Annotated in this window: 12 protein-coding genes; all 12 read right to left on the reverse strand. The window is 72.0% G+C overall.

The window, feature by feature from the left end; all coding sequences use genetic code 11:
- Nucleotides 1-62: 62 nt before the first annotated feature.
- The 12 genes from ACZ67M_RS32380 to ACZ67M_RS32435 all read right to left on the reverse strand — a co-directional run bounded on the left by ACZ67M_RS32380 (nucleotide 63) and on the right by ACZ67M_RS32435 (nucleotide 15037).
- Entirely contained in the window at nucleotides 63-2213 is a 2151-nt protein-coding gene (locus ACZ67M_RS32380; protein ID WP_469853830.1) for a primosomal protein N', read from the reverse strand.
- 174 nt (nucleotides 2214-2387) lie between these two features.
- A complete protein-coding gene (gene metK, locus ACZ67M_RS32385; protein WP_064726893.1) occupies nucleotides 2388-3596 on the reverse strand; it encodes a methionine adenosyltransferase in 1209 nt (402 codons plus the stop codon).
- Between the two features lie 242 nt (nucleotides 3597-3838).
- On the reverse strand, nucleotides 3839-5041 hold the full coding sequence (gene coaBC / locus ACZ67M_RS32390) for a bifunctional phosphopantothenoylcysteine decarboxylase/phosphopantothenate--cysteine ligase CoaBC (RefSeq protein ID WP_469853831.1): 1203 nt from the start codon (nucleotides 5039-5041) through the stop codon (nucleotides 3839-3841).
- A gap of 123 nt (nucleotides 5042-5164) precedes the next feature.
- The gene (gene rpoZ / locus ACZ67M_RS32395) at nucleotides 5165-5437 is read right to left on the reverse strand and encodes a DNA-directed RNA polymerase subunit omega (RefSeq protein ID WP_003977348.1); all 273 of its coding nucleotides are present in this window, start codon (nucleotides 5435-5437) and stop codon (nucleotides 5165-5167) included.
- Between the two features lie 51 nt (nucleotides 5438-5488).
- Complete coding sequence (gene gmk, locus ACZ67M_RS32400) at nucleotides 5489-6082, reverse strand: guanylate kinase (RefSeq protein WP_122617174.1); 594 nt, start codon at nucleotides 6080-6082, stop codon at nucleotides 5489-5491.
- A 38-nt stretch (nucleotides 6083-6120) separates the two neighbouring features.
- Nucleotides 6121-6444: an integration host factor gene (locus ACZ67M_RS32405; protein WP_003977346.1), complete on the reverse strand. Its 324-nt coding sequence runs from the start codon at nucleotides 6442-6444 to the stop codon at nucleotides 6121-6123.
- A 233-nt stretch (nucleotides 6445-6677) separates the two neighbouring features.
- Nucleotides 6678-7532 (reverse strand): orotidine-5'-phosphate decarboxylase, encoded by an 855-nt coding sequence (gene pyrF, locus ACZ67M_RS32410; protein ID WP_469853832.1) that lies wholly within the window; start codon nucleotides 7530-7532, stop codon nucleotides 6678-6680.
- Entirely contained in the window at nucleotides 7529-8635 is a 1107-nt protein-coding gene (locus ACZ67M_RS32415) for a quinone-dependent dihydroorotate dehydrogenase (RefSeq protein WP_469853833.1), read from the reverse strand. The genes pyrF and ACZ67M_RS32415 overlap by 4 nt, the downstream gene beginning before the upstream one ends.
- 97 nt (nucleotides 8636-8732) lie before the next feature.
- The gene (gene carB / locus ACZ67M_RS32420) at nucleotides 8733-12041 is read right to left on the reverse strand and encodes a carbamoyl-phosphate synthase large subunit (protein ID WP_469853834.1); all 3309 of its coding nucleotides are present in this window, start codon (nucleotides 12039-12041) and stop codon (nucleotides 8733-8735) included.
- Nucleotides 12034-13191: a glutamine-hydrolyzing carbamoyl-phosphate synthase small subunit gene (carA, locus tag ACZ67M_RS32425; RefSeq protein WP_360887997.1), complete on the reverse strand. Its 1158-nt coding sequence runs from the start codon at nucleotides 13189-13191 to the stop codon at nucleotides 12034-12036. The genes carB and carA overlap by 8 nt, the downstream gene beginning before the upstream one ends.
- Entirely contained in the window at nucleotides 13188-13754 is a 567-nt protein-coding gene (locus ACZ67M_RS32430) for a PH-like domain-containing protein (protein WP_361366572.1), read from the reverse strand. The genes carA and ACZ67M_RS32430 overlap by 4 nt, the downstream gene beginning before the upstream one ends.
- On the reverse strand, nucleotides 13751-15037 hold the full coding sequence (locus tag ACZ67M_RS32435) for a dihydroorotase (protein ID WP_361366569.1): 1287 nt from the start codon (nucleotides 15035-15037) through the stop codon (nucleotides 13751-13753). The genes ACZ67M_RS32430 and ACZ67M_RS32435 overlap by 4 nt, the downstream gene beginning before the upstream one ends.

Below are 15037 nucleotides of genomic sequence, written 5' to 3' on the forward strand. Positions count from 1 at the left end.
GATCCTTCGGGAGGGCGGTCGGCCGTTTCGGCACCCGCTCCCGCGGGGGCGGCCCGCGCCCCTCAGCCGATGTCCGGCGGATCGATCCGCACCCACACGGCCGCGTCGCTCCCCCGTGCCGTCCGTGCCGCCTGGGCGACCTTCAGCGCACCGGCCAGCGCCGCCCCGCGCCCCGGCGGCACCCGGATCAGCGCCCGCTCCCAGTGCTCCCCGGGCGGTGGGGCCCCCACCCGGCGCGGACGCCCCGCCGAGGTGACCGGCAGCGGCACCGGGCCCAGCACCTCGGCCTCGGGCGGCAGCTCCGCGGCACCCAGGAAACCGGCCACCGCGTCCGGCGGCCCGGCCACGGCCGCCATCCTGGACACCGGCGGAAAGCCCAGCTCGGCCCGCTCGGCCAGCTCCCGCACCGCGTGACCGACGGGGTCCCAGCGCACCAGCGCCTGCACGGGCCTGAGGGTCGGCTCGGCGACGGCGACGACGGTGCCGCCGGCGCTCTGCGGGCGCACCAGCGCGGCGGCGGCCAGCCAGCGGCGCAGCGCGTCCTCACCGGCGCGCAGGTCGGGCCGCCCGAGCATCGCCCAGCCGTCGAGCAGCAACGCCGCCGCGTAGCCGCCCTCGGCGACGGGTTCGGCGCCCGGGGTGCTGACGACCAGCGCGGGGGCCTGCGCCACGGTGTCCAGCACATGCTCGCGTCCGGAGGTACGCACGGGAACCGCGGGGAAGGCCCGCCCCAGTTCCTCGGCGGTGCGCCGCGCCCCCACCACCTGCGCGCGCAGCCGGAAGGCGCCGCACTCCGGGCAGTGCCAGCCGCTCTCCTCGCGCCCGCACCAGCCGCACCGCAGCGCGGATCCGGACTCCTGCCCCTCCAGCGGCCCCGCGCAGTGCCGGCACCGCGCGGGCGTCCGGCACGCGGCGCACGCCATCCGCGGCACGTAGCCCCGCCGCGGCACCTGCACCAGCACCGGTCCGTGCCGCAGTCCGTCCCTGACGACCTGCCAGGCGAGGGTCGGCAGCCGCGCGGCGCGGGCCGCCTCGTCCCGGGCCAGGTCGCCGTCGCCCACGGTGCGCACCAGCGGGGCGGCGGCCCGCACCTGGTCCCGGGCGGCGACCAGTGGCCGGGCCCAGCCGGTCTCCACGAGCTGGGCGGCCTCCACGGTGCAGCTCCAGCCGCCCAGCAGGAAGGCGCACCGGTCCTGGGCGGCGCGCAGCAGCAGCACCTCCCGCGCGTGCGGCTGTGGGGCGTGCGGCTCGCTGTGGCTGTCGTCGCCGTCGTCCCAGAGGGCGACCAGCCCGAGGTCGCGCACCGGCGCGAACATGGCCGCGCGGGTCCCGATGACGGCCCGTACGGCGCCCCGGCGCACCGCGAGCCACTGCGCGTACCGCTTCTCGGGTCCGGCGTCGGCGGTGAGCACCGCGTGCCGCCCCTCGCCCAGCAGGCCGGTGAGGGCGGCGTCGACGCGGGCGACCGCCCGCCCGTCCGGCAGGACGACGAGTGCGCCCCGGCCGGAGGCCAGCGTGGCCGCCACCGCCCGCGCCAGCTCCTCGCTCCACTCGGGGCCGGGCAGCGCGTTCCACACCGCGCGGGGCGCGCTCCCCGAGGCGAGCGCCGCGACGAACGCCTCCCCCGCCTCGTACCGCGCCCAGGACCCCGGCTCCGGCGCCGGCGGTGGGGGCAGCGGGTCCGGCGAGGCACGCTTCTCGGCGCGCGCGTTGCGCGGGGGTACGGCGAGCTGGAGCACGTCGGCGAGGCTGCCCGCGTACCGGTCGGCGACGGCGCGCACGAGTCCCAGCAGCTCCTCGTCGAGGATCCGCTCGGGCGAGACGACCTGGGCCAGCGCCGCGAGGGGCCCCGAGTAGTCGGACTCGGCGCGCCGCTCGATGAGGAAGCCGTCGATGAGCCCGCCGCCCTCGCGCCGCCCATCCCGCACCCGGTGCCGCCCGGCCCCGAAGCGCACCCGCACCCGCACACCGGGCTGGGCGTCGGCGTCGAGCTCCTCGGGCACCGCGTAGTCGAAGTACCGGTCGAGGTGGAGCACGCCCTTGTCGACGAGCACCCTGGCGATCGGCAGCTCCCCGGCGAGCGCGGCTCCGCGCCAGGTCCGCGGCTTGGCCCGGGGCGTCTTCGCCCGGCGCACGGTCTCCCGGATGAGCGCGAGCTGCTCGGGCGGCGCGTCCTGCGCGCCGCCCTCCGCCGGTCCGTTCTCGCTGCTCACGCCTGCATTCTCGCAAAGGCCACTGACAACCGTGGGCGCCCGTGATCACACCGTCCCGGTACCGGCCCGACGCCGCCCCGGAACGCGCCGGGGCCCGGCGCCCCCGTCGGGACACCGGGCCTCGTGACGTGCGAAGGAGGCGTCCGCGCCTGCTGGCGTGGCGCTCCGGGCGTCCTAGAGCCCCGCCGCCTTGCGCAGCGCGTCCACGCGGTCGGTGCGCTCCCAGGTGAAGTCCGCCAGCTCACGGCCGAAGTGGCCGTACGCCGCGGTCTGGGCGTAGATCGGGCGGAGCAGGTCGAGGTCGCGGATGATCGCGGCGGGACGGAGGTCGAAGACCTCGTCGATCGCCTTCTCGATCTTCTCGGGGTCGATCTTGGCGGTGCCGAAGGTCTCCACGAAGAGGCCCACCGGCTCGGCCTTGCCGATGGCGTAGGCCACCTGGACCTCGCAGCGGGCGGCGAGGCCCGCGGCGACGACGTTCTTGGCGACCCAGCGCATGGCGTAGGCGGCGGAGCGGTCGACCTTGGACGGGTCCTTGCCGGAGAAGGCGCCGCCGCCGTGGCGGGCCATGCCGCCGTACGTGTCGATGATGATCTTGCGGCCGGTGAGGCCGGCGTCGCCCATCGGGCCGCCGATCTCGAAGCGGCCGGTGGGGTTGACCAGGAGCCGGTAGTTCTCCGTGTCCAGCTTGATGCCGTCGTCGAGGAGCGCCTTCAGCTCCGGCTCGACGACGAACTCCTTGATGTCGGGAGCGAGCAGCGACTCCAGGTCGATGTCGCTGGCGTGCTGGGAGGAGACCACGACGGTGTCGAGGCGGACGGCCTTGTCGCCGTCGTACTCGATGGTGACCTGGGTCTTGCCGTCGGGGCGCAGGTACGGGATGGTCCCGTTCTTGCGGACCTCGGAGAGGCGCTTGGAGAGGCGGTGCGCCAGGAAGACGGGCAGCGGCATGAGGGTCGGCGTCTCGTCGGACGCGTAGCCGAACATCAGGCCCTGGTCGCCGGCGCCCTGCCGGTCCAGCTCGTCCTCGTCGCCCTCGACCCGGTTCTCGTAGGCCGTGTCGACGCCCTGCGCGATGTCCGGGGACTGGGCGCCGATCGAGACCGAGACGCCGCAGGACGCGCCGTCGAAGCCCTTCTTCGAGGAGTCGTAGCCGATCTCCAGGATCTTGCCGCGGACGAGGGTGGCGATGTCCGCGTAGGCCTTGGTGGTGACCTCTCCGGCCACGTGCACCAGACCGGTGGTGATCAGGGTTTCGACGGCGACCCGAGAGGTCGGGTCCTCGCGCAGAAGCGCGTCGAGAATGGTGTCGCTGATCTGGTCAGCGATCTTGTCGGGGTGACCTTCGGTCACGGACTCCGAGGTGAACAGGCGACGGGACACAACGCTCCCTGGGGTTGCAGCGGCTGCTGGCTGATCATTGGCGGACGGCACGGGGAGCTGCACCCGGCGACGTCCAAGGAACAGTTTATCGGTCACGCTCGGCCGCGGACTCACCCGTCTCAGCTCTCGGAAGGGCTGTGACCTGCGGCACGGGCATTCTGCCCAGAACGAGGCGGCCTTGGCCAGGGCCGCCACGCTCGAATGGGCGGGGTTCGCGCGGACCGCCCGGCCGAATGGCTCATTCAGGCGAGTCGCTCGGCCACGAGGTCCCACACCGTTTCGGCCAGGTCCTCCTTGGGGCCGTGCGGGACGAGGGTCTCGCTGCCGTCGGCGCCGAGGACGACGGCCTCGTTCTCCTCCGCGCCGAAGGTCTTGCGCTCCCCCACCTCGTTGACCACGAGAAGGTCGCAGCCCTTGCGTTTCAGCTTCGCCCGACCGTTGGCGAGGACGTCGTCGGTCTCGGCGGCGAAGCCGACGACCACCTGGCCCGGGCGGCCCCGGCTGCCGGAGACCTCGGCGAGGATGTCCGGATTCCGCACCAGCGCGATCGGCTCCGGTTCCTGGCCGTCCTTCTTCTTGATCTTTCCGGTGGCGTAGGAGGCCGGGCGGAAGTCGGCGACCGCCGCGGCCATGACGACGGCGTCCGCGTCCGCGGCGGCCCGCAGCACCGCCTCGCGCAGCTCCACAGCGGTGCCCACCGGGACCACGTCCACGCCGGCCGGGTCCGGGAGCGACGGGTTCGCCGAGAGCAGGGTGACGCGGGCCCCGCGCGCGGCGGCGGTGCGGGCGAGGGCGTAGCCCTGCTTGCCGGAGGAGCGGTTGCCCAGGAACCGGACCGGGTCGAGGGGCTCCCGGGTGCCGCCGGCGCTGACCACGACGTGCCGTCCGGCGAGGTCCGGCTCCCGCGCGCCCCGGGCCAGTACCCGGCGGCAGACCTCGAAGATCTCGCCGGGGTCGGGCAGCCGCCCCTTGCCGGTGTCGACGCCGGTAAGGCGGCCGACGGCCGGTTCGACGACGACGGCGCCGCGGCGGCGCAGTGTCGCCACGTTCTCCTGGGTGGCCGGGTGCTCCCACATCTCGGTGTGCATGGCGGGGGCGAAGACGACCGGGCAGCGGGCCGTCAGGAGGGTGTTGGTGAGGAGGTCGTCGGCGAGGCCGTGGGCCGCCTTGGCCAGCATGTCGGCGGTGGCGGGCGCGACGACGACCAGGTCGGCGTGCTGGCCGATGCGCACGTGCGGGACCTCGTGGACGTCGTCCCACACCTCGGTCGACACGGGGTTTCCGGACAGGGCGGACCACGTGGCGGCGCCGACGAAGTGCAGGGCGGAGGCGGTGGGGACGACCCGGACCTCGTGTCCCGACTCCGTGAACCTGCGCAGCAGCTCACAGGCCTTGTACGCGGCGATGCCGCCACTGACCCCCAGAACGACCTTGGGCTTGTCCACCGTCTCTCCCCGACTCGGATAACGCTTACGACCCATGACACACCACAGGCCCGACAGTCGGGCTGCCGGGCCTGTGGAAAAGTCAGCTTCAGGCTGAAAATACTACCGCCGATGTCGCCGGTACTACTGCGCCGGACCCTCGATGGCCTCGGAGGTCAGCAGCCCCGCGTTGATCTCGCGCAGGGCGATCGAGAGCGGCTTCTCGTGCACGTGGGTGTCGACGAGCGGACCGACGTACTCGAGGAGACCCTCACCGAGCTGCGAGTAGTACGCGTTGATCTGGCGGGCACGCTTGGCCGCGTAGATCACGAGGCTGTACTTCGAGTCCGTGGCCTCGAGGAGCTCGTCGATCGGCGGGTTGATGATGCCCTCGGGCGCGGAGATGGAAGAGGACACGCTCTACCTTCCGATGGATGGGAAAGATTCAGTCAGGGTGACCAGTAACGATCACACGACGTTCGTCAAGGCTAGCAGCTCGCGCGCCACGTCCTCGACGGAGGTGTTGACCAGCGTCTGGTCGAACTCCGGCTCGGCCGCCAGTTCGACCTTGGCCGTGTCGAGGCGGCGCTCGATCACGTCCGGCGGTTCGGTGCCGCGCCCGGTGAGCCGGCGCACCAGCTCCTCCCAGGAGGGCGGGGCCAGGAACACCAGCTGGGCCTCGGGCATGGAGGCGCGGACCTGCCGTGCGCCCTGGAGGTCGATCTCCAGGAGCACCGGCTCACCGGCCTCCAGGCGCTCCAGTACCGCAGCGCGCGGCGTGCCGTAGCGGTTGCCGGCGAACTCGGCCCACTCCAGCAGCTCCCCGTTGGCGATCAGCTTGTCCATCTCCTCGTCGGTGACGAAGAAGTAGTGGACACCGTGCTGCTCGCCCGGGCGGGGCCGGCGGGTCGTCGCCGAGACCGACAGCCATACCTCGGGGTGTTCCTTGCGCATATGGGCGACGACCGTGCTCTTGCCGACCCCCGAGGGGCCGGAGAGCACGGTCAGCCGCGGACGTGCGTCCGGGGGTACGGGGGACGTCCCCCGGGGTGTTGCAGCCATGCCAGCGATTATTCCAGCAATCCCGGAGTGGTCCGGACTCAGCTGCCGGTGCTGCCGAACTCACGCTCCAGGGAGGCGATCTGGTTGGACCCGAGACCGCGCACGCGGCGGCTCTCGGAGATGCCCAGACGCTCCATGATCTGCTTGGCGCGGACCTTGCCCACGCCCGGCAGGGACTCGAGGAGGGCGGAGACCTTCATCTTGCCGATGACGTCGTTCTCCTGACCCTGCTTGATGACCTCGTGGAGGGAGGCGCCGGAGTGCTTGAGTCGATTCTTGACCTCGGCCCGCTCCCGGCGAGCCGCGGCGGCCTTTTCGAGCGCGGCTGCGCGCTGTTCAGGGGTAAGGGGCGGAAGAGCCACGCCTACGTCACCTCGGATGTCGAACTGTCGGATACGGACCGGTGAGGAACCTAGTCGCCCCACACCTGGCGAGCCACGAGCAACACGCTTGCCCGCCGACTCTCGACGGAGACTAGCGGTCAAGTCCGCCAGAGTCAGCGAGAACAGCGGAAAAGTCCTGGTCAGCCTCCGTGAGGCCGGACATTAGGGACATAATGCCTCGGATTTGAGGATGTATCCAAGGTCTCGGCGTCCTAGGCCGCCGCCAGAGCGGCTCTCACCTCGTCGGTGAAGCGCTCCACGGCCGTGCGCAGGGCGGATGCGTCCGGACCGTGACGAAGCACACCCCTGCTGACATTCGGCACCACGTTGCGCACCGCCGCGCCGAACACGCGCGGCAGGTCCGCCGGGGTCGCTCCCTGGGCGCCGATGCCGGGCGCGAGGAGCGGGCCGTTGACGTCCAGGTCGTACGCCGACAGGTCGCCGAGGGTGGCGCCGACCACCGCCCCGAAGGAGCCGAGGGGCTCCTCCCCCGCGTTCTCGGCGGCGAGGTGCGCGAGCATCGTCGCCCCCACGCTGCGCCCGTCGGACCGGACCGCGTGCTGGACCTCGCCGCCCTCCGGGTTCGAGGTCAGCGCCAGCACGAACAGACCGGCACCGCTCTCGCGCGCCAGGTCGACGGCCGGCCTCAGCGAGCCGTAGCCGAGGTAGGGCGAGACCGTCAGCGCGTCCGAGAACAGCGGCGCGTCCTTGTGCAGGAAGGACTCCGCGTAGGCCGCCATGGTCGAGCCGATGTCGCCGCGCTTGGCGTCCATGACCACCAGGGCCCCGGCCGCACGCGCCTCCTCGACGGACTTCTCCAGGACGGCGACGCCGCGCGAACCGAAGCGCTCGAAGAAGGCGCTCTGCGGCTTGAGCACGGCCACCCGGTCCGCCGTCGCCTCGACCACGGTGCGGCTGAAGCGCTCCAGACCGGTCACGTCGTCGCCCAGCCCCCACTCGGCGAGCAGGGAGGCGTGCGGGTCGATGCCGACGCACAGCGGGCCGCGCTCGTCCATCGCGCGGCGCAGCCGGGCGCCGAAGGGCTCGAGTACCGTCGTGCGGGTCATCGGGGCTTCCTCACGTCGGCGCCGACCGCGTCGGCGAGGGTGGCGTAGGGGCTCTGCCGCAGCCGCGCGGCGAGCCCCTTGTGGATGGCACGGCCCCAGAACGGGCCCTCGTAGATGAACGCGCTGTAGCCCTGGACCAGCGTGGCCCCGGCCAGGATGCGCTGCCAGGCGTCCTCGGCGTTCTCCACGCCGCCGACGCCCACCAGGGTGATCCGGTCGCCCACGCGCCCGTACAGGCGGCGCAGGACCTCCAGGGAGCGCGCCTTGAGGGGCGCGCCGGACAGGCCGCCGGTCTCCCGCACGAGGACGGGTGAGGAGGTCAGGCCCAGGCCCTCGCGCGCGATGGTGGTGTTGGTGGCGATGATGCCGTCCAGGCCCAGCTCCACGGCCAGGTCGGCGACGGCGTCCACGTCCTCGTCGGCGAGGTCCGGCGCGATCTTCACCAGGAGCGGGACGCGCCGTGCGGTGACGGCGCGGTCGGCGGCCTCGCGGACCGCCGTCAGGAGCGGACGCAGCGCCTCGGTGGCCTGGAGGTTGCGCAGCCCGGGCGTGTTCGGGGAGGAGACGTTGACGACCAGGTAGTCGGCGTGCGGGGCGAGCCGTTCGGCGGACTTCACGTAGTCGCCGACCGCCTCCTCCTCCGGGACGGCCTTGGTCTTGCCGATGTTGACGCCGACGACCGTCGGGAAGACGGGCGTGCGGGAGGCCAGGCGGGCGGCCACGGCCAGCGAGCCGTCGTTGTTGAAGCCCATCCGGTTGATCAGCGCCCGGTCGCCCACCAGCCGGAACAGCCGCTTCTTGGGGTTGCCGGGCTGCGGCTCCCCGGTCACGGTGCCGATCTCGACGTGGTCGAAGCCGAGCATCGCCATGCCGTCGACGGCGACGGCGTTCTTGTCGAACCCGGCGGCGAGCCCGAAGGGTCCGTGCATGCGCAGGCCCAGGGCCTCGGTGCGCAGTTCCTTGTGGCGGGGCGCGAGCGCGGCGGCGGCGAAGGTGCGCAGCACGGGGACGCGTGCGGCCAGCCGGATCCAGCGGAAGGCCAGGTGGTGGGCCTGCTCCGGGTCCATGCGGGAGAAGAAGAGCTTGAAGAAGATCGTGTACATGTGTCCTCGTGACGCCTCTGGGGGCGGTGGCTCATGAAGGAGAGGGCCGGCTCATGAAGAGGGGGACACCGTTTCCGGTGTCCCCCTCTTCGGGCCGCTAGTCGCGGGCCGCGGTCAGGAATTCCGCGTGTTCCTGGAGCGAGCGCACTCCCACGTCTCCGTGGTTGAGGGCGTCGATGCCCTGGACCGCCGCCGCCAGTGCCTGGACGGTGGTCAGGCAGGGCACGGAGCGGGCCACGGCGGCCGTACGGATGTCGTAGCCGTCGAGGCGGCCGCCGGTGCCGTACGGGGTGTTGACGATGAGGTCGACGGCGCCGTCGTGGATGAGCTGGACGATGGTCTTCTCGCCGTTGGGGCCGGGGCCCTCGGACTGCTTGCGGACCACCGTGGCGTTGATGCCGTTGCGCTTGAGGACCTCGGCGGTGCCGGAGGTGGCCATCAGCTCGAAGCCGTGGGCGACCAGCTCGCGGGCCGGGAAGATCATCGAGCGCTTGTCCCGGTTGGCGACCGAGATGAAGGCACGCCCCTTCGTGGGCAGCGGGCCGTACGCGCCGGCCTGCGACTTGGCGTAGGCCGTGCCGAAGACCGAGTCGATGCCCATGACCTCGCCGGTGGAGCGCATCTCCGGGCCGAGGACGGTGTCGACGCCGCGGCCGTGGATGTCCCGGAAGCGGGACCACGGCATCACGGCCTCCTTGACGGAGATCGGCGCGTCCAGCGGCAGCTCGCCGCCGTCGCCGGTGGCCGGGAGCAGGCCCTCGGCGCGCAGCTCGGCGATGGTCGCGCCCAGCGAGATGCGGGCGGCGGCCTTGGCCAGCGGCACCGCGGTCGCCTTCGAGGTGAAGGGGACCGTGCGGGACGCGCGCGGGTTGGCCTCCAGGACGTACAGGATGTCCCCGGCCAGGGCGAACTGGATGTTGATCAGGCCGCGCACGCCGACGCCCTTGGCGATGCCCTCGGTGGAGGCCCGCAGCCGCTTGATGTCGAAGCCGCCGAGCGTGATCGGGGGCAGGGCGCACGCCGAGTCGCCGGAGTGGATGCCGGCCTCCTCGATGTGCTCCATGACGCCGCCGAGGTACAGCTCCTCGCCGTCGTACAGCGCGTCGACGTCGATCTCGATCGCGTCGTCCAGGAACCGGTCGACGAGGACCGGCCGGGAGGGGCTGATCTCGGTCGACTCGGCGATGTACGCCTCCAGGCGGGTCTCGTCGTAGACGATCTCCATGCCGCGTCCGCCGAGGACGTAGGAGGGCCGCACCAGGACGGGGTAGCCGATCTCGTCGGCGATGCCCTTGGCCTCGGCGAAGGTGGTGGCGGTGCCGTGCTTGGGGGCGGGCAGGCCCGCCTCCGCGAGGACCCGGCCGAAGGCGCCGCGGTCCTCGGCTGCGTGGATGGCCTCGGGCGAGGTGCCGACGACCGGCACGCCGTTGTCCTTGAGCGCCTGCGACAGGCCGAGCGGGGTCTGACCGCCGAGCTGGACGACGACACCGGCGACCGGGCCGGCCTGCTGCTCCGCGTGGACGATCTCCAGGACGTCCTCCAGGGTGAGCGGCTCGAAGTACAGCCGGTCGGAGGTGTCGTAGTCGGTGGAGACGGTCTCCGGGTTGCAGTTGACCATCACGGTCTCGTACCCGGCGTCGCTGAGCGCGAAGGAGGCGTGGACGCAGGAGTAGTCGAACTCGATGCCCTGGCCGATGCGGTTCGGGCCGGAGCCCAGGATGATGACGGCCGGCTTCTCGCGCGGCGCGACCTCGGTCTCCTCGTCGTAGGAGGAGTAGAAGTACGGCGTCTTCGCGGCGAACTCGGCGGCGCAGGTGTCGACCGTCTTGTAGACCGGGCGGATGCCGAGCGCGTGCCGGACCTCGCGGACGACGTCCTCGCGCAGGCCGCGGATCTCGCCGACCTGCTGGTCGGAGAAGCCGTGCCGCTTGGCCTCGGCGAGCAGGTCGGCGGTCAGCTCGGGCGCCGCGGCCAGCTCGTCGGCGGTCTCCTTGATCAGGAAGAGCTGGTCGACGAACCAGGGGTCGATCTTCGTGTACTCGAAGACCTCCTCGGGCGTGGCGCCCGCGCGGATGGCCTGCATGACCAGGTTGATGCGGCCGTCGGTGGGCCGGACGGCCTCGCGCAGCAGCTCGGCCTTGTCGCCCGTCTCGCCGACGAAGGTGAACTGGCTGCCCTTCTTCTCCAGCGAGCGCAGGGCCTTCTGGAAGGCCTCGGTGAAGTTGCGGCCGATGGCCATGGCCTCGCCGACCGACTTCATGGTGGTGGTGAGGGTGGAGTCGGCCTGCGGGAACTTCTCGAAGGCGAAGCGCGGGGCCTTGACGACCACGTAGTCGAGGGTCGGCTCGAAGGAGGCCGGGGTCTCGCGCGTGATGTCGTTCGGGATCTCGTCGAGCGTGTAGCCGACGGCCAGCTTGGCGGCGATCTTGGCGATCGGGAAGCCGGTCGCCTTGGAGGCGAGCGCCGAGGAGCGCGACACGCGCGGGTTCATCTCGATGACGATCACGCGACCGTCCTCGGGGTTCACCGCGAACTGGATGTTGCAGCCGCCGGTGTCGACGCCGACCTCGCGGATGATCGCGATGCCGACGTCGCGCAGCACCTGGTACTCGCGGTCGGTCAGGGTCATCGCGGGCGCGACGGTGATCGAGTCGCCGGTGTGCACGCCCATGGGGTCGAAGTTCTCGATGGAGCAGACGACCACCACGTTGTCGTGCTTGTCGCGCATCAGCTCCAGCTCGTACTCCTTCCAGCCGAGGATGGACTCCTCCAGGAGCACCTCGGTGGTCGGCGAGAGGGTGAGGCCCTGTCCGGCGATGCGGCGCAGTTCCTCCTCGTCGTGGGCGAAGCCGGAGCCGGCGCCGCCCATGGTGAAGGAGGGGCGGACGACGACCGGGTAGCCGCCGAGCGCGTCGACGCCCTTGAGGACGTCGTCCATGGAGTGGCAGATGTAGGAGCGGGCGGACTCGCCGTGCCCGATCTTCTTGCGGACCTCCTCGACGACGCCCTTGAAGAGGTCGCGGTCCTCGCCCTTGTTGATCGCCTCGACGTTGGCGCCGATCAGTTCGACGCCGTACTTCTCCAGCACGCCCTGGTCGTGCATGGAGATCGCGGTGTTGAGGGCGGTCTGGCCGCCGAGCGTCGGCAGGAGCGCGTCGGGGCGCTCCTTGGCGATGATCTTCTCGACGAACTCGGGGGTGATCGGCTCGACGTAGGTGGCGTCGGCGATCTCCGGGTCGGTCATGATCGTCGCGGGGTTGGAGTTCACCAGGATGACGCGCAGGCCCTCGGCCTTGAGCACGCGGCACGCCTGGGTGCCTGAGTAGTCGAACTCGGCGGCCTGGCCGATGACGATCGGGCCGGAGCCGATGACCAGGACGGACTGGATATCGGTGCGCTTAGGCACGCTGGCCCTCCATCAAAGCTGTGCTCATCAAAGACGTGAAGCGGTCGAACAGGTAGGCGGCGTCGTGCGGGCCGGCGGCGGCCTCGGGGTGGTACTGGACGCTGAAGGCCGGCCGGTCGAGGAGCTGGAGGCCCTCCACCACGTTGTCGTTCAGGCAGACGTGGGAGACCTCGGCGCGGCCGTAGGGGGTGTCGGAGACCCGGTCGAGCGGGGCGTCTACGGCGAAGCCGTGGTTGTGCGCGGTGACCTCGACCTTGCCGGTCGTACGGTCCTGCACCGGCTGGTTGATGCCGCGGTGGCCGTACTTCAGCTTGAAGGTGCCGAAGCCGAGCGCGCGGCCCAGGATCTGGTTGCCGAAGCAGATGCCGAAGAGCGGCGTGCCGCGCTCCAGGACGCCCCGCATGACGGAGACCGGGTGGTCGGCGGTGGCCGGGTCGCCGGGGCCGTTGGAGAAGAAGACGCCGTCCGGGTTGACGGCGTAGACGTCCTCGACGGTGGCCGTGGCGGGCAGCACGTGCACCTCGATGCCCCGCTCGGCCATGCGGTGCGGGGTCATGCCCTTGATCCCGAGGTCGATGGCGGCGACGGTGTACTTCTTCTCGCCGATCGCCGGGACGACGTACGCCTCGGTGGTGGCGACCTCGGCGGAGAGGTCGGCGCCGCTCATCTCGGGGGCCTGACGGACCTCGGCGAGCATGGTGCCCTCGTCGGGCAGCGCGTGGCCGGAGAAGATGCCGACCCGCATGGCGCCGCGCTCGCGCAGGTGGCGGGTGAGGGCGCGGGTGTCGATGCCGGAGATGCCGACGACGCCCTGGGCGGCCAGCTCCTCGTCGAGGGAGCGGGTGGAGCGCCAGTTCGAGGGCACGCGCGCGGGGTCGCGGACGACGTAGCCGGCGACCCAGATCTTCCTGGACTCCATGTCCTCGTCGTTGACCCCGGTGTTCCCGACGTGCGGGGCGGTCATGACGACGACCTGGCGGTGGTACGACGGGTCGGTGAGGGTCTCCTGGTAGCCGGTCATGCCGGTGGAGAACACGGCTTCGCCGAAGGTGGCCCCCACGGCCCCGTAGGCGCGGCCGCGGAAGGTCCGGCCGTCCTCCAGGACGAGTACGGCGGGAGTCCTGTCAACTCCCCTGGTGGAGGTCGTCATCGTGCGCCTTCCGTTTCCGTCTTGTTGATCATGTCGTTCAGTGTTTCGACCCACTCGTTGTGCTCGGCCGCGTGGTCGGAGCGGAAGCCGGAGTCGATCAGCTTGTCGCCGTGCGCCCAGGTGACGACGAGCAGGCCGCCCTCGGTGAGGACCTTGCCCGCGATGCCCTTGTCGAGCCGGGCCTCGCGCAGTGCGGCGACGGGGACGAAGAAGTCGGCCGCGCCGGGGCGTACGACGTCCAGTCCCGCGTCCGTCAGGGTGAGCTCGACCCGGCTGCGGGTGCCCAGGCCGTGCGCCACGATGCGGTCCAGCCACTGCCCGGCGGTGGTGGAGCCGTGGTAGCGGCCGCTCAGTACCAGTCTCGCCGGACCGGGGTCGTCGGGCGCGCTGGGCAGTTCGGGCAGGTCGCCCTGGAGGGTGCCGCGCCACTTCCAGCCCTCGCGCATCAGCCAGTAGACGAGCGCGACGAACAGTCCGAGGCCGACGACCCAGCCGACGCGGGCGGCCCAGTCGGTCACTTCCGCCGATTCCTTCTCGGCGGCCAGCAGGATTACAGGTGTCACGTGAGCTTCCCGTCGACGAGCGTGGCCTTGCCCCGCAGCCACGTGTGCGTCACACGGCCCGGCAGCTCACGACCCTCGTACGGGGTGTTGCGGCTGCGCGAGGCGAAGCCCGCGGGGTCCACCTGGCCACGGTATTCCGTGTCGACGAGGGTGAGGTTGGCGGGCTCACCAGCCGAGACGGGACGGCCGTGTCCGGTGGCCTGTCCGATCTGCGCGGGCTTGACGGACATCCGGTCGGCGACGCCGGCCCAGTCCAGCAGGCCCGTGTCCACCATGGTCTCCTGGACCACCGACAGCGCGGTCTCCAGGCCCACCATCCCCATGGCGGCTGCGGCCCACTCGCAGTCCTTGTCCTCGTGCGGGTGCGGGGCGTGGTCGGTGGCGACGATGTCGATCGTGCCGTCGGCGAGCGCCTCGCGCAGCGCCAGGACGTCACGCTCGGTGCGCAGCGGCGGGTTCACCTTGTAGACCGGGTTGTACGACCGGACCAGCTCGTCGGTGAGGAGCAGGTGGTGCGGGGTGACCTCGGCGGTGACGTCGATGCCGCGGGACTTGGCCCAGCGGACGATCTCGACGGACCCGGCGGTCGACAGGTGGCAGATGTGGACGCGGGAGCCGACGTGCTCGGCGAGCAGCACGTCCCGCGCGATGACCGACTCCTCGGCCACCGCCGGCCAGCCGCCGAGGCCCAGCTCGGCGGAGACGACGCCCTCGTTCATCTGGGCGCCCTCGGTGAGGCGGGGCTCCTGGGCGTGCTGGGCGACGACGCCGTTGAAGGCCTTCACGTACTCCAGCGCGCGGCGCATGATCACGGCGTCGTGGACGCACTTGCCGTCGTCGGAGAAGACGGTGACGCCGGCCGCGGACTCGTGCATGGCGCCCAGCTCGGCGAGCTTGGCGCCCTCCAGGCCGACGGTCACGGCGCCGATGGGCTGCACGTCGCAGTAGCCGGATTCCTGGCCGAGCCGCCAGACCTGCTCGACGACGCCGGCGGTGTCGGCGACGGGGAAGGTGTTGGCCATGGCGAAGACGTTGGTGTAGCCGCCGCTCGCGGCCGCGCGGGTGCCGGTGAGGACGGTCTCGGAGTCCTCGCGGCCGGGTTCGCGCAGGTGGGTGTGGAGGTCGACCAGACCCGGCAGCAGCACCTTGCCGCCCGCCTCGACGACCTCGGCGCCGTCGGCGGACAGTCCGGTACCGACCTCGGCGATGGTCGCGCCGTCGATCAGCACGTCCTGCGGCTCGCCGCCGAGCACCTTCGCACCACGGATAAGGATCTTGCTCAT

It is taken from the genome of Streptomyces sp. NPDC107500, assembly GCF_055582785.1.